Origin of the sequence: Desulfobotulus pelophilus (assembly GCF_026155325.1) — a bacterium.
GTDB lineage: Bacteria > Desulfobacterota > Desulfobacteria > Desulfobacterales > ASO4-4 > Desulfobotulus > Desulfobotulus pelophilus.
This window is the reverse complement of the sequence record NZ_JAPFPW010000002.1, coordinates 169,788-190,174: the sequence shown is the minus strand read 5'-3', so window position 1 is coordinate 190,174 and position 20,387 is coordinate 169,788. Positions and strand designations below refer to the sequence as shown.

Below are 20,387 nucleotides of genomic sequence, written 5' to 3'. Positions count from 1 at the left end.
AGCAGACAAAAGTGTTCCGATCCAGCCCGTAAATCCATTTGGCTTTAAGGATGTACCCGCCGCTTTTCCCATTCTCTGACAAGATTGTACCTGATGCATGGAATGCGCAGGAATTCCAAAGAAGTTTACCGGATACAGGCAGGCTTCCCTCTCCGCCCCTGATCTTTCCGCCTTCCCTGCCACCATACCGAATCCGGTGAATCTCGCCAGGACATTCAGAGGAACCGGCACACTTTTCAACATCAACCTCACTCGAAAGGTCCGTTTCGCCCGTTGCCCCATCCGCGGGACGAATTATTACCACTATGAGCACAAAAATTCTGATCAATGCCGTTGATGCCGAAGAATGCAGGATAGCCACTGTCATCGACAACCGACTCGAAGACTTTGTCCTCGAAACTGCTGCCCGTGAAATCACTCAGGGCAACATCTACAAAGCCATTGTCAGCCATGTGGAACCCAGTCTTCAGGCCGCCTTCGTGGATTACGGGGCCGAACGTAACGGCTTTCTCCAGTTTCAGGAAATCCACACAGACTACTTTCAGGAATGCCCGTCCGGCAAACCCCACATCAAAAACCTCATCAAAAAAGGGCAGGAAATCATTGTTCAGGTAACCAAAGATCCTGTGATGAAGAAAGGTGCCATGCTCACCACCTTTCTTTCCCTGCCCGGACGCCACCTTGTTCTGATGCCCGGATCGACCAACAAGGGTATTTCCCGTAAAATAGAGGAAGAAGAAGAACGCTCTCGGCTCAAAGACCTTCTGGACAAGCTCACCCTGCCCGATGGTTTTGGGGCCATCATCCGTACAGCCGGAAAAAGCTGCACCAAAACCGTTCTGAGTAAAGACCTCAACTACCTCCTCCGGCTCTGGAAAAATATTAATCAGAAAGCCATGGAAGTGGAAGGCCCCGCGCCCCTCTACAGAGAACAGAATCTGGCCATGCGGGCCATCAGGGATTCCCTGACTCCGGAAGTTTCGGAAGTGCTCATCGACAATGTGGATGCCTACAAAGAAATCAAAAAATTTGTGGAACTGATTGCTCCCAAACAGGGCAGCTGCATCAAGCATTACCGGGGCGAAAAACCTATCTTTACCAAATACCAGCTGGAAGAACAGATCCGGACCATCTTTGAATCCAGAGTCCCTCTGAAATCTGGCGGGTCCATCGTGATTGATCAAACCGAAGCCCTTGTCTCCATCGATGTAAACTCCGGCAAAGCCACTCAAAAAGGTTCCATTGAAGAAACAGCTTTTCAAAGCAACCTGGAGGCCGCAGAGGAAATTGCCCGCCAGCTGCGTATCCGTGATATGGGCGGCCTTCTCGTCATTGACTTTATCGATATGCGGGACGCCAAACATCGGGCTGCCGTAGAAAAAAAGATCAAAGAGGAGCTCAAAAAAGATAAAGCGCGCACGAAAGTAGGCAAAATTTCTCAGTTCGGTCTTCTGGAATTGAGCCGCCAGCGCCTGCGTCCGTCCATCAGTTTCGGCAGTCTTGTACCCTGCCCTCACTGTTCAGGCCGGGGCCTGACTTTTTCCACAGACAGTCTGGCCCTGACTTTTTTACGGAAACTGCGGCTGGAAACCCTTAAACCCGACATTAAAAACGTACGGGGCCTGCTTCCACCGGATGTGGCCCTCTACGTACTCAACCGGAAACGATCCGAACTTCTTGAAATAGAGCAGCGCAGGGGACTCAGCATTCTCATTGAAGCAGATGCCAGCATGATCCCCGGGCACTCTGAAATCCTCTGCTCTCCCTGATCCTGTTTCAGAGACCAGCTGGACTGTGGCCCACGGCCCCCTTATATGTTAGCCTGCTTTGTCAGAACCCCGTCAGCACGGCGGTGCCATATTTCTCATTTTATATAAGGAGATGCAGATGCTTCGAAACCGTCTGGCCCGTATTTCCCGGCGAATGCGTCTTTCCCTGCTCATGCTTTTCATGACACTGGCCCTTGTGGTCGTTTACCTTGCCACCCGGAGCCTTCCGCCAGCCGAAGAACGACAGGAGCAGACCATCACCACAAGGCAAAGCATTGACCCTGAACAGATCATCGATTTCGGTGCTCTGGGAGCTGAAGAGACAGCAGCCATGAGCCAGCGGAAACAGCACTATGGCATCAGCGACAGCATGGACATGATGGTCACCTCCGAAGAAAGTATCCGTGTTGGAGACACAACCCTGTCCATGAGAGATTTTGAAGAAAAAGACGCCTTGAGCAAAGGGAAGATTGTCGCCCGGCCCCTGGATGGGGGATTGGACCAGAGTCCTGTGCAGGATTACGGTATCCACGTGGTTCGTCCCGGAGACAACATCTGGAATATCCACTTCCGGCTGCTGAAAGAATACCTGGGTTCACGGGGAATCGAACTGCCTCCCGGTGCGGACAGGCCGACCCCTTCAGGATACAGCTCCGGTGTTGGCAGGGTGCTGAAATTCTCTGAACGCATGGTTCGCATCTACAACATGAAAGAAAAAAATTTTGCAGAAGATATTCACATTATCCAGCCCTTTGAAAAAATTATTATCTATAACATGAAAGAAATCAGCGGCCTGCTGGACTCTCTCAATGGTGAAAACGTAAACAGCATCCGCTTTGACGGGGAAAACCTATGGATTGCAGCCCCATGATTCACCCCTGCTTCCCCGCAAGCCTTGCAACGGTTCTTCTGCCGGGAGCGGGTGTGGAAGGAAAGACCCGGAATGAATTGACGCAGGCCCTGATTTCTTTTATATGCTTTGTGCTGATCCGCTGCTGGGATGTTTACAGGTGCCTGCATCAGAAAGCCCCATGAAGGCATGAGAAATCTGTATCCATGCCGGTCACGTATTCTAAAATATAATAAAGAACGTATTACGTTAAGGAGGAACCCTTGATCGGAGTTGCTTACGCAATGGGAGAAGCCGGATCCCAGGGAGGACAGGGCGGCGGCTTCATACAGCTTGTGCCCCTGATTTTAATGTTTGTGATTTTCTATTTTCTTCTTATCCGCCCCCAGCAGAAAAAAGCCAAAGAGCACCGGGAAATGGTGAACAGCCTGAAAAAAGGTGACCGAATCATCACATCCGGAGGAATTTACGGCACGGTTACCGGTATTGACGACAATACCCTTACCGTTGAAATTGCCGAAAAAGTCCGGGTTAAAATGGTTCGCGCCAATGTTGCAGGAGTTCCGGGAAAAGCCGGCGGGGAAAAAGAGTAACAAAGCCCCAAGCCCCCTACCCACAACCTGACGGTGGCACCGCAGCAGAGCGTGGTGCCGCCCACTTTTTTCTGCCACTGGAAAGGATTTGGGCCTTGAAAGTACGTTCCTGGAGATTCTATGCCGTTTGCGTGGCACTGATCCTGGCCATTATCTATATTTTACCGTCATTCCAACCCGGTCTGTGGCCATACAAAACCATCAACCTGGGACTGGACCTTCAGGGCGGCATGCACCTTGTGCTGGATGTTGAGGTCGAAAAAGCTCTGGAAAGCACCATGGAGCGCCGAACCTATGAACTCCGGGATCAGCTCAGGAAGGAGCGTATCCGCTACACCTCTGTCCGCCAGCTGCCGGATGGAAGTATTGCCGTCCGGCTGGCCGATACCGCCGATGCCAACGCATTCTCCGAATTTCACCGGAAAGAATTTCCGGATATGACCATGCGCAGACATACCGTGGATCAGGATATTGAGTTCCGCTTTTCCATTTCCGCGGAAGAAAAAGCGCATATAGAAAAAATGGCCACGGAACAGGCACTGGAAACCATCCGGAACCGCATTGATGAGTTCGGAGTCAATGAACCGGATATCCGCATACAGGGAGAGCGCAGAATAACCATCCAGCTTCCCGGTATCGAAGACCCGGAACGGGCAAAGGATCTGATCGGTAAAACCGCCCTTCTGGAATTCAAAATTGTGGACGACAGCTATGATGTTCAGGATGCCCTGGATGGCCGGATACCACCGGGGACCGAACTTCTCTATGAAATACGTCGGGATGCCTTTGGTCAGGAAACGGGAAGAATCCCCTATCTTGTGAAGAGAAGAGCCGTTCTCACCGGAGCGTCCCTAACCGATGCAAGAGTACAGGTGGACTCCCAGTTTAATGAAGCCTACGTATCCATCAGCTTTGACAGGCAGGGTGCCCGCCAGTTTGAACGCATTACCGGAGAAAACATTCATAAACGTATGGCCATTGTGCTGGATAACAATGTCTATTCCGCGCCCGTAATCCAGGACCGCATATCCGGCGGCAGTGCCCGCATCACCGGCAGCTTCAACATGGAAAGCGCCAGAGACCTTGCCATTGTTCTCCGGGCAGGCGCCCTCCCTGCACCCGTCCGGATCATCGAAGAGCGGACCGTTGGGCCTACCCTTGGAGCAGAATCCATCCAGAAAGGGCTGCTCTCCATGATGGTCGGCGGCGGTCTGGTTCTTCTGTTCATGGCCATTTATTACAAAGGGGCTGGTCTCATGGCCAACCTTGCCCTTGTGCTGAACATTCTTTTTATCGCATCTGCCCTTGCCGCCTTCGGTGCCACCCTGACCCTGCCGGGTATCGCAGGCATGGTACTCACTCTGGGCATGGCCGTAGACGCCAATGTACTGATCTTTGAACGCATACGGGAAGAGCTGCGGCTGGGCCGGTCGCCCATAGCTGCCATCCATGCGGGCTTTGACCGGGCCACCCTCACCATTCTGGATGCCAATGTCACCACCCTGATCGCCGCACTGGTTCTGTTCCAGTTTGGTACAGGGCCGGTCAAAGGCTTTGCCGTTACTCTCTGCCTCGGCGTGCTGTCCAGTATGTTTACGGCACTTGTCATGGTGCGCCTGATCTTTGACTTCCTTTATGATGGCAAACACAAACCGGTGACCCAAATCAGCATCTAGCGCCTGAGCGGAAAAATTCTTTTGTTACCCAGACGGAGCGGAAAAGAACGCCCGCCCCAGCCAAAAGTTTTTTCCCGTTCCACCACAAGACAGGAGACGGCATTTTCATGCAGATCATCAAACCCGGAACCAATATAGATTTTATTGGCAGGCGGAAAGCCGCTTTCATCCTTTCTGCCGCCATGATCCTTTTCAGCCTCTTCTCCCTTATTCTGCACAAAGGGCCAAGATATGGCGTTGACTTTGCCGGTGGCACACAGATTCTGGTTGCCTTTCAGAATGAAGCCGATGCGGGACAGATACGGGCAGCCCTGGATCAGACCGGGATTGACAATGCCACCGTTCAGGAATCCAGGGAAGGCCAGTCCTATCTCGTTCAGATCCGTACCATTCAAACCTTTGACAGCGAATCCGGTATTCTGACGAGCCTGCCCAGGCTTCTCTACGAAACCACGGGGTTTCCTGCGGAAATTCTCAGCATAGACATGGTTGGCCCCCAGGTCAGTCAGGATTTACGCTCTCAAGCACTCTACGCTCTCTTCTATGCCCTTCTTTTCATTATGGTCTATATATCCGGACGTTTTGAAATGAAATGGATGCTGAGTGCCGCCGTAGCAGGTGTCTTTATTTCCGTTGTTTACCTTTTTCCCCAGATCATGCAGAATGTTTTCCATATATCCATGCCCATACCCATGCTGATCCTTGTGGCGCTGGTTCTCACCCTGGCTGCCTTTTGGAAACTGGGGCTGGCTTATGCTCTGGGTGCCAGCATCGCCCTTCTGCATGACATTTTTATCACGGTAGGCCTTTTTTCCGTACTGGATATTGAGTTTAATCTGCCCATTATTGCAGCCATTCTGACCATTATCGGTTACTCTCTGAATGATACCATCATTATATTTGACAGGGTGCGCGAAAACCTGGCATCCAGGGGTAAAAAAACCTTTGCGGCCATTCTCAACCAAAGCATCAATGAAACCCTGAGCCGTACCCTGCTAACCTCAGGGACAACAATTCTTGTTCTCATCACCCTCTTTGTTCTGGGGGGAGGAATTATACACGATTTTTCCAGAGCTCTGCTTGTGGGCGTTGTCGTGGGAACCTACTCTTCCATCTTTGTGGCCTGTCCTCTTCTGCTGCTGTGGCACAAAAAGCAGGGGCTCTGAAAAATAACCTATGCATGAAAAAACCGCCGGGAGCATATCCGGCGGTTCCATTTCCACCAGGAGGTCTTCCATGTGCGCCCAGCCTGGATCCATAAGCATCCGAAGCCTGTCTGCCCTTCTTCTCACGGCAGGCCTTCTCTGTGCATGTGCCACCCATCAGACCGACAGTGAAATGGTGCGCATCGCCACCATGGAAAAACAGATAGCCCGTAACGAAGAGATGCTCTCCGATCTCTCACAGAGACTATCGGTAATGCAATTTATGGTGGACGGACATGAAAGAATGCTGCGGAGTACCCCCTCCCTCAGTCCCGTATTTCCGGCAGACGCGGGGAAAAAGGACAGGGAGGCAGCTTCATCACAGCCAACTCCTGTCCCATCTCCAGGCCAAACGCAATTGGAACCCAATGCTCTTTATGAAAAAGCCTTTTCTACAATGCAGCAGCGGGAATTTGAAAAGGCAGCTCACCTGTTCCGGCAACTGGCGGATTCCTTTCCGGATCACAGCCTTGCAGATAATGCTCTCTACTGGCTGGGAGAATGTCATTATGCACGCAGGGACTACAGGCAGGCCATTGACGTGTTTGAAGAAGTGCCGAAACAATACCCCAAGGGGGGCAAGGTACCCGATGCCCTCCTCAAAAATGCCTACTCCCGGATTCATATTGGCGATAAGGAAAATGCGCGCGATATTCTCCGCCAGCTGATCCGTGACTATCCGTTTACCGATGCCGCGTCCAAGGCAGAAGCCCGGTTGAAGACCCTTTTCTGATGACCTCGGCACTGCCTTCAGACCCTTTCCGGATTCTTCCATGGCTGAAACTGCAGGCAGTTCCAGGCATCGGCCCCCTGCGTTTTGCCCGCCTCATGGCAACCTTTGGCGATGCGGACAGGGTGATCCTCGCATCCAGAGAAGAACTGGCCCGTACTCCGGGCATATCGCCCCGGATAGCAGGAGCCATCCAACACCTCAGGAATCAGGCTGATACACCCTTCATTCAGGAAATTACCACAGCACAGAGTGAAGGGGTTACGATGGTGGGGCTGGGCATGGATACCTATCCGAAGCTGCTGACCGAAATACCCGACCCTCCCCCCGTCCTCTATTTCCGCGGCATGTTGCCCTGGGATGGGGCGGCGGTTGCCATTGTGGGTTCGCGGAACGCGACCCGCTATGGTCAGGATCATGCCTTCCGCATGGCTTCCGACCTTGCCGCCTCAGGAATTGTTGTGGTGAGTGGTCTGGCCCGGGGTGTTGATGCCGCGGCCCACGAAGGGGCTCTTTCCGCAGGAGGCATAACACTCGCTGTCATGGGTTGCGGCCTGAGGCACCTCTATCCGCCGGAACACCGTCATCTGGCCCTCCGTATCGAAAAATCGGGTGCCCTTGTATCCCCTTTTTCCATGGATACCCTGCCGGATGCCCCCAACTTTCCTGCGCGCAACCGGATTATTTCAGGGCTTTGTCTGGGAACAGCCGTCATTGAGGCGGCCGAACGCAGCGGCTCCCTCATCACGGCCCGATTGTCCGCTGAGCAGGGACGGGAGGTGTTTGCCCTGCCCGGCAATGTCAGGTCCGTCAAAAGTGCAGGTACCCACAGACTGCTTCGTGAAGGAGCCTGCCTTATAGAAAATGCAGACGATATTATCAATGAACTTGGGCTATTACCTGTCATACCGCCAGACAGACGGAAGCCGGAAGAAGAAAATTTTCTTGCTTTGGATGAAATAAGCGTGTTTAAAGCTCTGGATACCTGCCCCGTTCATATCGATGAACTGGTACGGAGAACCGGGATGGCAGCCGGGGCACTTTCCGCCCTTCTTTTTACACTTGAACTCCAGGGAAAAGTCCTGCAGTATCCTGGTAAATATTTCGCAAAATCATGAAGGATGCATCGTGAGTAAACCTCTTGTCATTGTCGAATCGCCCACAAAAGTCAGAACCCTGCAAAAATATATCGGAGATGCCTACAATGTTACTGCTACCTCCGGTCATATCCGGGATCTTCCTCCACGGGAGATAGGCATTGATATTGAGAATGGCTTCACGCCCCAGTACCAGACTATCAAAGGCAAACAGAACATCATCAAGTCCCTCAAGGCAGCCGCAGAAAATGCCACAGACATTTATCTCGCTCCCGACCCGGACCGTGAGGGGGAAGCCATTGCTTTTCATACGGCGGAAGTTCTGAAGAAAAAAGGAAGACGCTTCCACAGGGTTCTTTTCCATGAACTCACCCGTAATGGCATAGAAGAAGCCCTGCAGAATCCCCGAGAACTCAACAGCCACCGCTATGACGCCCAGCAGGCCCGTCGTATTCTGGACCGGCTGGTCGGATACCAGATTTCTCCCCTGCTCTGGAAAAAAGTTCAGGGGGGACTGTCAGCCGGCAGGGTTCAGTCTGTGGCCGTGCGCATCATCTGTGATCGTGAACGCCAGATTCAGGCCTTTGAACCGACAGAATACTGGAGTATTACGGCAGAACTGGCCAAAACACCGGAAGCCATCAGCTTTGAGGCCAAACTCAGCAGGAAAAACGATGATAAGCTTACCATTTCCAACGAAGGGCAGGCCTCCTCTCTCCTGAAAGGCCTGGAAGGAACCTCTTATGTTGTGGACAAGGTGGTTAAAAAGACAACAAAGCGCAACCCACAGCCGCCTTTCACAACATCCAAGTTACAGCAGGAAGCCATCCGCAAACTACGTTTTTCTGCTCAAAAAACCATGATTGTTGCCCAGCAGCTCTATGAGGGCCTGGATCTCGGCCCGGGTGAGCCCGTGGGCCTGATCACCTACATGCGTACTGACTCCACACGCATTGCCGCTGAAGCAGCCAACGAAGCCATCAGCCACATCCAGCATACCCTGGGACCGGATTTTGCCGCCAAGACTCCCAGATCTTTTCAGAACCGGAACAAGGCACAGGATGCCCATGAGGCTATCCGTCCCACTTCCGTAGCCCATACACCCGAAATGGTCCGCCGTTTTCTGGATAAAGATCAGTTTGCCCTCTATGAACTGGTCTGGAAACGCTTTGTTGCTTCTCAGATGACCGAAGCTCGCATTCATCAGGTTAATGTCAGCATCCGTGCCGGAGACTGCTCCTTTACCGTTTCCGGATCAACCGTTGCCTTCCCCGGTTTCATGCAGCTGTACACGGCGGCCGAGGATAAAAGCGACAAGGATGAAAAAAAACAAACTCTTCCCGACCTGACGGAAGGCGATCTCCTGGAGTGCCGTTCCCTTATTCCCAGACAGCACTTCACCCAGCCCCCCCCCCGCTTTTCGGAGGCATCTCTGGTCAAAGAACTCGAAGAAAACGGAATCGGACGACCCAGCACCTATGCCACCATACTTTCCACCATCCGTAACAAAGGGTATGTGGAGATGGTAAACCGCTATTTTCGTCCCAGTGAACTGGGATTCATTGTGAACGATCTTCTGGTGGCAAGTTTCCCCGAAGTGCTGGATGTGGAATTTACGGCAAAACTGGAAAATGATCTGGACCGTATTGAAAGCTCCGAAGTAGCCTCCCAGAAACTGTTACAGGATTTTTATGCTCCCTTCAGCATAAAGCTGGAAACGGCTAAAACAGAGATGCAGAGCATCAAGGGTGTTGGCATACCCACGGATATCACCTGTCCTGAATGCCAAAAGGGAAAGCTCCATGTCAAAGTAGGCAAAAATGGTCCTTTCATTGCGTGCAGTGCCTACCCTGACTGTCATTTTTCCAGAAATTATGAGCGGGATGAAAAAGGGCACATCCACCTGGTGGAAATTGAGAGCGATGTGGCGGAAGGTCAGGTCTGCGAAAAATGTCAAAGACCTATGGTTGTCAAACAGGGAAAATTTGGAACTTTCCTGGCCTGCAGCGGCTATCCTGAATGCAAAAACACCACAAGTATCCATGCTGCCGCAGCACCATCCGGCCAGGGTACGGGGGTTGCCTGTCCGGAAAAAAACTGTAACGGCGAACTCGTGGAAAGGAAATCCCGCAGAGGCAAAGTGTTCTATGGATGCAAGCGGTATCCGGACTGCACATTTGCCCTCTGGGATAAACCGATTCCGGAAAAATGTCCGGACTGCGGGCACCCATTCCTTGTTGAAAAAACGACAAAAAAGCTGGGTCTGCACCTCAAATGTCCTTCGGGAGAATGCGGCTATACACGGGCAGCGGAGGAAGAAAAGGAATAAAGCACAAAAAAGCCTGCTCCTGCCGGGACCATGGCTGTACCATTCTGAACTGCTTGCTTCTGCCTTTGTTAAAAAATGGAAACGCTTATCTGGTCAGGCCCCACGGACAGACCGAATAAGCGTTGACCATCGCATAACCTGTTGCCGGGAAAAAAACCTGTCCTCCGGGTTGTGCGACCCCATCTTTACATGCTTCTTTCATGCACCCAGACAGAAGGAAGCCCCCTATCCATACCCAGCCTTGCCAGTACGGCCATAAAATCAGAAGCCAGGGGTGCCGCCACCGTTAAACGCCCACCGGATACGGGATGCCGCAAAGACAGGCGGACCGCTGCCAGCATCAGCCGTGTACAGCCAAACTGTTCTCGGAAAAACCGGGTGTGCCGCCCATCGCCAAAAGCCGTATCACCGATAATAGGATGGGAGATGGATCGAAGATGACGGCGTATCTGACGGGAACGCCCCGTTTCCGGGTGCAGCTCCACCAGACTGTAACAACGGGTCGGCGTCTTTCCCATGGGAACGGGAATTTCCAGGCAGTCCACCCGATGAAACTTTGTGATACTGAACCGGGCCCTGCCATGCCTGTTCTCCTCCGGCCTCAGCAGGCGCGTAATAACTCCACCCGGCGGAACCCGCCCCCTTACCAGTGCCAGATAATCCTTTTGCACCTCATGGCACCGGAACTGAACACTCATCCTGGAAGCAGCTTCAGGATGAAGCCCTAAAACCAGCACACCGGATGTGGGTCTGTCCAAACGGTGGACGGGATAAACATGCTGGCCCAGCCTGTCCCTCAGGGACTGCACCACAGCGGTACAGAAAGTGTTTTCCCTTCCTCCCCGGTGGACCGGCATGCCCGATGGTTTATGTACGACCACGATATGGGCATCCCGATAAAGCACGGTCAGGGCCATCTCCACCTCTTCATCCATACCGGGACAGACGGAATGCAGTATTTCCAAAAACACCCTCCAAAATAAAAAAACTCCGTGCGGACAAACCGCACCGGAGTTCTATCAACATGAAGATGATTGTTTATTCGCCATAAAGTCCCATCATGGAAACTGGCGTAAAATCACCGGGAACCTCAAAAAGACCGGAGGCTAACGGTTTTTTTTCAATGCTGACAAACAATTCGGTTGTCACCCGCTCACCCTCTTCAAAAATAACCGTTCGGACAGGAAACCCCCGTGCTTCCATTTCCTTCCAATCCCGGCTTCCAAGTTTCTGGTCCTCTTCCATGGCCATTTTATGAAGAACATCAAAATCATTTTCCGCAAGCCCGAGACTCTTCAGAGGGACGGTACAGATCTCCTCGACCTTCTCCCCCTTACGCATGCCCTCATACAGGGTGCATGTCCACTTACCCGCACGATCCTGTCCTTTTTTCACATAGGTCAGAGGAATATCATCATCGTCCATGCCAAGGTAGCTGCGATACTGCTGCTGTTCCTCTTCACTCATACCCTGCATATGACCTTCCAGTATGGCCCGACCGGCAGCTTCATGGGCCTTGGCATCTTCATGCATCCGACGCATATCCTGCATGGAAAGTTCCGCATACGCCTTTTTATCCGGCCGCAGCATCCATATCACATCCCTGTCCATGCGTCCGATACTGATAAATTTCATGCCATCCATGGTGTTTTCCGACCTCATTCTATCTTTCGACAGGTACAGAGCCATATTTTCTTTTTCACCGCTCTCATGATCTTCAAGAACAAGGGTCATGGCAAGGTCTGCCGAAGCAATCCCTGCAACACCCATAAACATCAGCACCACCAGCAGCTTTCTCATAGGTTCTCCTTATAGTAAGTGAGCAACAGAAAGTTTCTTATACAGGCAGCCCCGGGCAGATATAAAAAAAATTTCCGCCGGCACAAAAAACGTGGCGAAAGTTTACGCCTTTTCAGATAAATACTCAAAAGATTTTATGTGGATTCAGGATACCCGCAGGATCAAAGGCATGTTTCAACCGCAGCATCAGTGCTTTCTCCGCAGGTCCGATTTCCATATTAAAATAAGCCTGTTTGGAAAGACCCACACCATGCTCGCCCGAAAGGGTTCCACCAATGGACAGAGTGTAACGAAAAAGTTCTTCCACTGCCCAGTTCGCCCGTTTTAAAGCCTTGGCATCTTTTTTGTCCAGCATGATGTTAAAGTGTATATTTCCGTCTCCGGCATGGCCGAAACTGACCATTGTCAAACGAGTTTTTTCTTTAAGCTCCTGTATTTTCTGAACCACTTCGGGAATTTTTGACCGCGGAACCACGATATCCTCATTGATTTTATCCGGCCCGTACCGGAACAGAGCCGGAGATATGGCCTTCCGCGCCGCCCAAATTCCAGCAGCCTCTTCGGCTGACAGGGCCACCCGGACCTGCCTTGCTCCCATGCTCCGGCAGAGCCCTGCCACATCTTCTGCCATGGCAAGGGTCTCTGTTTCCCGGCCATCCACTTCAATGATCAACATGGCACCGGCATCCACTGGCAATCCTTCCAGGCGGGTGGCAGCGCAGACTATGGCCGCCTGATCCATGTACTCAATTGTCCGTGGAATCAACCCTTTGCGGATAATCTCTGAGACAGTTTTTGCCGCTTGATCCATCCGGTCAAAAACCACCGTCAGGGTACGAACAGACTCTGGAAGGGGAAGAAGTCTCAGGGTCATGGATGTAATCACCGCCAGAGTACCTTCCGAGCCCACAATCAGTCGGGTCAGATCATAGCCGACAACGCCCTTCGCTGTCTCAACGCCGGTACGGATTTTTTCACCCGTGGGCAGTACAGCTTCCAGACCCAGAACATAGTCGCGGGTAACGCCATATTTAACGGCCCTAGGCCCCCCTGCACACTCAGCAAGATTCCCTCCCAGAGTACAGAAAGCTGAGCTGGCAGGATCCGGAGGATAAAACAATCCTCTGGATTCCACTTCCTTATGAAAATCTCCTGTTATAACACCTGGCTCTGCGCAGGCAATCAGGTTATCCATGTCAAGAGATACAATACGGTTCATATCCGACATCACGAGAACAATACCGCCATCCACCGGAACGGAACCTCCCGTAGCACCGGAACCTCCTCCCCGCGGTGTTACGGGAATCCCATGGCGGGTGGCCAGCCGCAGAAGAGAAGCAATCTGATCCGCATCCTTTGCCCGCACCACAGCGTCCGGCATCGCTTTCCTGGCTGTGGAGTCATAGCTGTACAAAAGACACTCCGCTTCACCATCAAAAAAGCAGTCTCTGCCAACAGCCCTCTGCACTGTTTCACGCAAACGCCAATCCATCCTGTTCCTGCCCACGCCACGCCCCCTGCTTCTTATTGGGATCAACACCCACTTCTGTTGTCACCGAATCCGTAACAAAACGAACCTTCCTATTATGATGGATTTCCGTGAAAAGGAAAATCACGAACTGTATTTTTCTGCCCCATGCAGATTCTTCCCGTATAAGACGAGGGAGGCAAGGACCATACAAAAAAAACAGCCTACGACAGATTGATACGGACAGGGGGAGACAGAGACGGGCTGAACGCCACCAGCAAGACAGCATAAAAAAGGAAGGTAGGGACAATTAATGTGAAAACCGTCACAGATTAACAGGCAGATGGCGGAGAGTGTGCCATCAAAATGACAGATAAAAAGATATGTTTACACCGTATCCCTGCCAGCTGCAGCCCTTCCGCATACCTAACCGGACAGGGGATAATACTACCGGAACGTTATGGGGGGTAAGAAAAAAAGGAAGGCAGGAGAGCTCTCTGATATGCTGGTGGCAAAGCCCATGAAACACGGTTTACAAATCTCCGGCTTCTATTCTCTTACACAAAACTTCAAACTGTCTGGCCACGGCCGTTTTTTCCCGAAGGGCCTTTTCCACCATATTAATGGAATGTATGGCTGTAGCATGATAACGGTTAAAGCTCCTGCCGATGGCCTGAATGGACTGATCCGTATATTTTCTTGAAAGATACATTCCCATCTGCCGGCTGCGCACAATATTCTGCTTACGGGATTTGGACATAATCTCTTCCGGTGAAACGCCAAACTCCCTGCACACAAGCCCCTTGATTCCCTCCACCGTAATTTGTCTTTTGTGACAAACGATATTTTTTACAACACTCTCTGCCAATGAAAGATCGATGCTGCTCCCCAGCAGGGAATGTTTTGCTGCCACACCGATAAGACCGGATTCCAGCTGACGGACGTTGTCTTCCAGTTCTCCGGCCAGATACTCCATAACCCGCATGGGCATGTCCATGGAATGTTCACGGCATTTTGTTTTTAGTATACGGACTCTTGTCTGAAAATCCGGTTTCTCTATGGGAGAGACCAGACCGGACGAAAGGCGGGAACGCAACTGATCATTCAGTTTCGGGATATCCGCTGGTAGTGCGGATCCGGAAAAAATAATTTTTTTATCCGCCTCAAAAAGATAATCCAGCGTCATGGCCAGTTCCTGCTGCGTCCTGTCTTTTCCCGTCAGAAAATGAACATCCTCCATAAGCAGTACATCGCACTGGGTCCGGTATTTTTCCTTGAACAGGTCCATACTGCCGGAACGGAGAGCTCCCACCATTTCATTGGTAAAATCTTCTGCCGTCACATAGTAAATACGCTCCGTAGGGGATGTATTCAGAATGTGATGGCCAACAGCCTGGGACAGATGACTTTTACCCATGCCCGTGTGAGAAGAAAGAAACAGTGTCTTCAGGTGGCCTCCACGCCTGGCCGCCAGAGAAAGGGCCGCTGAATAGGCAAGGTCACAATTCTGACCAACCACAAAACGATCAAAGGTAAAATCTCTGCGCAGCATGCGGCCACTGTGCAAACGGGAAGAAATCTGGGGTAATTCCATCTGTTTTTCAGCAGCGGCGGCCTTCACCGTTTTGGCAGATCTTGTCCGGGTCACGGATGAAAAGGCTTCTGCCTTCTCTGCAACGGCAAAGGAGAGCTCAAGGGGTTTTCCCAGATGCTGTTCCACTTCATTCCGGATCAGGCTTCCATAGTGATCCCGGATACGTTTCTGGGAGAAAGAATTAGCACAGGTCAATTCCACCGTATCATCTTTACAGAAACCAAGGCCTATGGGCTCTATCCACATGCGGTAACTGTGCGCCGGCACATGTTCTTTAATGCGAGCTTTAATACTGTCCCAGATAATCGCGTCCATATTCCTCTGTTTCCTGCTTTCCCGTTTCTCTGTAAAGATTGTTCCGTGTAAAGGTAAAAAAAACAAAAAAAGTTCTTGTCTTCCCCTGACCGATGACAAGGAAAGGATTATTCCTCACGAAGAGCTGCTGATATGAATATAAGAAAAATAGGCTGCCGACAGATCATACTCCATGGAGTCTGTCTGTGGTCCGTGAAAAGTCACACTGTACATAGTGCACCCCTCTTTTTCCGTCAAACCCGAATCCGGACTGCCAGCGGCTTCTTTCTCCGCAAAAACCTAATCTCACAAGCAATTGAAATAACTGCTATATTTTTTAATAAAAGACCAATGCCTTCAATATTACTGCATTTTTTAAACCTGCACCCTTTTTATAAGAATTTTAACATGATCCCGCGGTCACACCCTTCCGACTAAATTTAAAATCTCCTTTTTTCTGTCATTTGCTTTGTTTTTTGACGTTTTTTACCTGATGGCACAGACAAGCTCCTGTTTATTCCGCCCTTTCTGACCAGGAAATAAAATCCATTCACTCCCGTATCCACAGGTAGAATCGGAGTGTTTTCTATTGTAAGCACCCGCAGGCCAAACAAAAAATAATAGTACAAATATTTGATATTAAATATAAAAATGCAAACAAAGCAGAATCAAAAAAGTCTCGGTGTTTCTACGCATTGCAATCAGAAGGTCCTTACATCAACTGGCAATCCAGTACACCATTAAGAATGAAACCAGGCCTTAAGATGTGTTTTTAGTTAGTTAGGGCTGGAATTCATGCGTTTTCATAAAAGACTCTTTGCCTGCAAGGAAGCTGACGAGAAAAAGGTCCCTGCCAATATATTTTTTCTGTCGTCCTTGCCATGGAATCCTAAAGTCATATATTACTGATCTGTCTGATCCCTTAAGGGTCAGCCATGACTACCAAGGAGCCGCGTACAATGATACAACCCCTTATTGCTGTCACCATGGGAGATCCCGTGGGAATAGGTCCGGAGATTACCGTCAAGGCACTCTCCGATCCGGCCGTACATGCCCTATGCCGCCCCCTTGTTCTTGGCGATTCTTCCGTTCTTCATTCAGCTATGGCCCTTACGGGGCAACATCTTCACATCCGTGAGGTTTCCTGTGCCAGCGAAGCACACTTTCAGCCAGGCACACTCAATCTGATTCCCCTCAGCTCTCTGCCCAGCTCTCCGGCATGGGGGCGGCCGGATAGAGAAACGGGACAAGCCATGGTTCATTACATTCTGCGAGCCATAGACATGGCCCTGGCAGGAGAAGTCGCTGCCATTGTGACAGGCCCCATTAACAAATACGCCATGAATCTGTCCGGCTATGCCTACAGCGGACACACGGAGCTTCTGGCGGAGCGAACGGGGACCAGAGACTATGTAATGATGCTGGCCGGAGACCGCATCCGTGTCAGTCTTGTCACCATCCATACGGCGCTTCGTAATGTCCCTGATCTGATTACTCCGGAAAAAATCCGTACCACCCTGCGCGTCACCCACAGGGCTCTGGTAGAACGCTTTGCCATCCCGGCACCCTCCATTGCCGTGGCAGGACTTAACCCCCATGCGGGTGAATCAGGCATGTTCGGAGATGAGGAAGAACGTATTCTGCAGCCTGCCCTCGAACAGGCTCGCAGTGAGGGAATTGACGCCCAGGGACCCTTTCCCCCGGATACCCTTTTTTATCACGTAGATCAGGGACGTTTTGATGCCGTGGTGGCCATGTATCATGATCAGGGCCTGATTCCCTTTAAGATGCGCCATTTCGAAGACGGCGTAAACACTACCCTTGGCCTGCCCATTATCCGGACATCCGTGGATCACGGCACAGCCTATGATCTTGCGGGAAGGGGCCGGGCAGACCACAGAAGCCTTCTTGCAGCCATACACATGGCTGCCATTCATGCCAGAAATACAATGGCTGTGCCCTTGTAGTTTCACCTTCCTGCAGGTCTCTTCCCTAAAGAAACGCTGCTACCCGGACTGCCATATCGGATGACGTCCGCCGACAGGCACGACGGCAACGCAAACCGGTTTTGCCAGAAAGATATCTTTTCCAATGAAAATGGATCAAATCCGTATACGGGGTGCCCGCCAGCATAACCTGAAAAATATTGACGTGGATCTTCCAAGAAACAGGCTTGTTGTTATTACAGGTCTTTCCGGATCCGGGAAATCCACCCTTGCCTTTGACACCCTGTATGCAGAGGGCCAGCGCCGTTATGTGGAGTCTTTATCCACCTACGCAAGGCAATTTCTCGGGCGCATGGACAAGCCCGATGTTGACACCATAGAGGGCCTCTCACCTGCCATTGCCATTGAGCAGAAAACCGCCAGCCACAACCCCAGATCCACAGTTGGAACGGTAACGGAAATCTACGATTATCTCCGCCTGCTGTATGCGAGAACAGGCATCCCCCACTGCCCTCAGTGCCATAAGCCCATTTCCGCCCAGAGTCTTGATCAGATCATGATGCAGCTGGGGGAACTGAAGGATGGCAGCCGGATTCTCATTCTGGCCCCGCTGGTAAACGGCCAGAAAGGAAGCCATGAAAAACTGTTTGCCCGTTTACAAAAAGACGGCTTCGCACGGGTCCGCATCAATGGGCAGATTCATGAAATTGAAGAAGTTCCGCCCCTTGCCAAAACCAAAAAGCACACCATCTCTGTGGTGATTGACCGGCTCGTTATCAAAGAAGGCATTGAAACCCGCATGGCGGACGCCATTGAGCTGGGCATGAAGGAAGGCAACGGCGTGGTCTCCGTTTACCTCACGGATTCAAAAGAAGAAATGCTTTTCAGCGAAAAAGCGGCCTGCCTTCAATGCGGCATCAGTTTTCCGGAATTATCCCCGGCCAGTTTTTCCTTCAACTCTCCCCAGGGTGCCTGCAGCACCTGTGACGGCCTGGGAAGCACCACAACCTTTGATCCGGAACTGATCATACCCGAGCCCTCCCTTTCTCTGAGAGAGGGGGCTGCGCTCCCATGGGCAGGAAAAAACTCCGTTACATTTTCCGAATTCCTTGAATCCTTCACCGCTCATTTCGGGACCGATATCTATACACCCTTTGAAAAACTGCCAGAAGACTGCCGTAAGGCCATTCTGTACGGAACCGGCAAGGTGGAGTTCCCCTTTTCCTACGAGCGTAACGGGCGCAAAAAAATCTACCGAAAAAGCGTGGAAGGCATCATTCCCAATCTTCAGCGTCGCTACATGGAAACCGATTCGCCTGAGATGCGGGAAGAAATTCAGCAGTACATGACTTTCCAGCCCTGCCCTGACTGCGGGGGGACAAGGCTCAATCCCTTCAGCCGGTCCGTCAGGGTAGCGGGCAAAACCATTGCTGAATTCACAGCCATTTCCGTGGATGAGGCCCTGACTTTCAACAACAGCATCCACCTTGCGGGCAGCAAAGCCCTCATTGCCGCCCCCATTCTAAAAGAAATCAGCGACCGGATCCGCTTTCTTACGGATGTGGGGCTGGGCTATCTGACACTGAACCGCACGGCCACCACCCTTTCCGGTGGTGAAAGCCAGCGCATCAGACTGGCCACTCAGGTAGGCTCGAAGCTCACGGGGGTCCTCTATGTGCTGGACGAACCCAGTATCGGCCTGCACCAAAGGGACAACCTGAAGTTGCTTTCCACTCTCATGCAGATGAGGGATCTGGGAAACAGCGTCCTGGTAGTGGAACACGATGAAGAAACCATCCGGGCTGCTGACTTTGTGGTGGATATGGGGCCTGGTGCGGGTATTCATGGCGGCGAAGTCGTGTTTGCGGGGACTCCTAAGGCCATGATGAACTGTGCACCTTCCCTGACAGGACAGTTCCTCTCAGGAAAACGCAGTATCGCTGTTCCACCCAAAAGAAGAGAGCCCCGGGGCTTTCTCAGGGTAGTGGGGGCTTCTGCCAATAACCTTCAGAATATCACAGCCTCCTTTCCTTTCGGATGTTTCACCTGTGTCACCGGCGTTTCCGGTTCGGGTAAATCCACCCTTGTACTGGAAACCCTTTACAAGGCTCTGGCACGACGTTTCTACCGATCACGGGTGGTACCCGGAAAGCATGATCACATCGAAGGCCTGGATCAGGTGGACAAGGTTATCAATATTGACCAGGCTCCCATCGGACGTACGCCCCGTTCCAATCCCGGAACCTATACAGGTCTGTTCACCCACATCCGCGAGCTTTTTGCCCAGACTCCGGAGGCAAGGGCCAGAGGCTACAAGCCGGGCCGTTTCAGTTTTAACGTAAAAGGCGGCCGTTGCGAAGCCTGCACCGGCGACGGCATTCTCAAAATTGAGATGCATTTTCTACCGGATGTATACGTGGCCTGTGATGTCTGCCAGGGGCAGCGCTATAACAAAGAAACCCTTGAGGTACGCTATAAAGACAGGAATATTGCGGAAGTTCTGAATATGACTGTCAATCAGGCTCTTCAGTTCTTTGAAAATATCCCACCCATCCGAAACAAACTGGTTACCCTTTCCGACGTGGGGCTTGGTTATGTACGCATCGGGCAGTCCGCCACAACCCTTTCCGGCGGTGAAGCTCAGCGTATCAAGCTATCACGGGAATTGAGCAAACGGGGCACAGGAAAAACCATATATATTCTGGATGAACCCACCACAGGCCTCCACCTGGAAGATGTGGCCAGACTGCTCTCCGTCCTGGACCGATTATTGGACAACGGCAATACCGTCATTGTTATAGAGCATAATCTGGACGTCATAAAATATGCGGATTATCTGATCGATATCGGACCGGAAGGCGGAAGCGGCGGCGGATGCATCCTGGCATCAGGCACACCTGAAGAAGTTGCCGGTGTAGACAGTTCCCACACAGGACGGTTCCTGAAACCCCTGCTCGGAATATCCAATTGAGATCATAACAGAAACATCAGGTTTCTGTAGGCATCGGTCAAAGCAGGCAGGTGTCTCGTCCCTCC

14 protein-coding genes are annotated in these 20,387 nt (G+C 51.6%); 10 read left to right on the top strand and 4 right to left on the bottom strand.

The genetic code is table 11. The features are described 5' to 3' along the window. The first annotated feature begins 305 nt into the window (after positions 1–305). The 8 genes from OOT00_RS02965 to topA all read left to right on the top strand — a co-directional run bounded on the left by OOT00_RS02965 (position 306) and on the right by topA (position 10,249). Positions 306–1,769 (top strand): Rne/Rng family ribonuclease, encoded by a 1,464-nt coding sequence (locus OOT00_RS02965; RefSeq protein ID WP_265423800.1) that lies wholly within the window; start codon positions 306–308, stop codon positions 1,767–1,769. 118 nt (positions 1,770–1,887) lie between these two features. Beyond that, complete coding sequence (locus OOT00_RS02960; RefSeq protein WP_265423799.1) at positions 1,888–2,640, top strand: hypothetical protein; 753 nt, start codon at positions 1,888–1,890, stop codon at positions 2,638–2,640. A gap of 242 nt (positions 2,641–2,882) precedes the next feature. Next, positions 2,883–3,212, top strand: coding sequence for a preprotein translocase subunit YajC (gene yajC, locus OOT00_RS02955; protein WP_265423798.1), 330 nt, complete (start codon positions 2,883–2,885; stop codon positions 3,210–3,212). A gap of 95 nt (positions 3,213–3,307) precedes the next feature. Beyond that, on the top strand, positions 3,308–4,888 hold the full coding sequence (gene secD / locus OOT00_RS02950; RefSeq protein ID WP_265423797.1) for a protein translocase subunit SecD: 1,581 nt from the start codon (positions 3,308–3,310) through the stop codon (positions 4,886–4,888). A gap of 107 nt (positions 4,889–4,995) precedes the next feature. Next, positions 4,996–6,054, top strand: coding sequence for a protein translocase subunit SecF (secF, locus tag OOT00_RS02945; RefSeq protein ID WP_265423796.1), 1,059 nt, complete (start codon positions 4,996–4,998; stop codon positions 6,052–6,054). Positions 6,055–6,124: 70 nt separating this feature from the next. Next, entirely contained in the window at positions 6,125–6,826 is a 702-nt protein-coding gene (gene ybgF, locus OOT00_RS02940; protein ID WP_265423795.1) for a tol-pal system protein YbgF, read from the top strand. Then, positions 6,826–7,941 carry a DNA-processing protein DprA gene (gene dprA, locus OOT00_RS02935; protein ID WP_265423794.1) on the top strand — a complete coding sequence of 372 codons (1,116 nt, stop codon included), beginning with the start codon at positions 6,826–6,828 and terminating at the stop codon, positions 7,939–7,941. The genes ybgF and dprA overlap by 1 nt, the downstream gene beginning before the upstream one ends. Positions 7,942–7,951: 10 nt before the next feature. Next, on the top strand, positions 7,952–10,249 hold the full coding sequence (gene topA / locus OOT00_RS02930; RefSeq protein WP_265423793.1) for a type I DNA topoisomerase: 2,298 nt from the start codon (positions 7,952–7,954) through the stop codon (positions 10,247–10,249). 185 nt (positions 10,250–10,434) lie between these two features. Here the strand turns inward: topA and OOT00_RS02925 are convergent, their stop codons facing one another. The 4 genes from OOT00_RS02925 to dnaA all read right to left on the bottom strand — a co-directional run bounded on the left by OOT00_RS02925 (position 10,435) and on the right by dnaA (position 15,426). Next, positions 10,435–11,214, bottom strand: coding sequence for a pseudouridine synthase (locus tag OOT00_RS02925; protein WP_265423792.1), 780 nt, complete (start codon positions 11,212–11,214; stop codon positions 10,435–10,437). 73 nt (positions 11,215–11,287) lie between these two features. After that, positions 11,288–12,049, bottom strand: coding sequence for a DUF4412 domain-containing protein (locus tag OOT00_RS02920; RefSeq protein WP_265423791.1), 762 nt, complete (start codon positions 12,047–12,049; stop codon positions 11,288–11,290). Positions 12,050–12,173: 124 nt separating this feature from the next. Then, a complete protein-coding gene (locus OOT00_RS02915; protein ID WP_265423790.1) occupies positions 12,174–13,541 on the bottom strand; it encodes an FAD-binding oxidoreductase in 1,368 nt (455 codons plus the stop codon). Positions 13,542–14,049: 508 nt separating this feature from the next. Further along, a complete protein-coding gene (dnaA, locus tag OOT00_RS02910) occupies positions 14,050–15,426 on the bottom strand; it encodes a chromosomal replication initiator protein DnaA (protein WP_265423789.1) in 1,377 nt (458 codons plus the stop codon). A 938-nt stretch (positions 15,427–16,364) separates the two neighbouring features. Between dnaA and pdxA the strand changes: the two genes are divergently transcribed. Both pdxA and uvrA read left to right on the top strand, forming a co-directional pair. Further along, the gene (pdxA, locus tag OOT00_RS02905) at positions 16,365–17,372 is read left to right on the top strand and encodes a 4-hydroxythreonine-4-phosphate dehydrogenase PdxA (protein ID WP_265423788.1); all 1,008 of its coding nucleotides are present in this window, start codon (positions 16,365–16,367) and stop codon (positions 17,370–17,372) included. Positions 17,373–17,496: 124 nt separating this feature from the next. Then, entirely contained in the window at positions 17,497–20,322 is a 2,826-nt protein-coding gene (gene uvrA, locus OOT00_RS02900; protein WP_265423787.1) for an excinuclease ABC subunit UvrA, read from the top strand. Positions 20,323–20,387 lie beyond the last annotated feature (65 nt).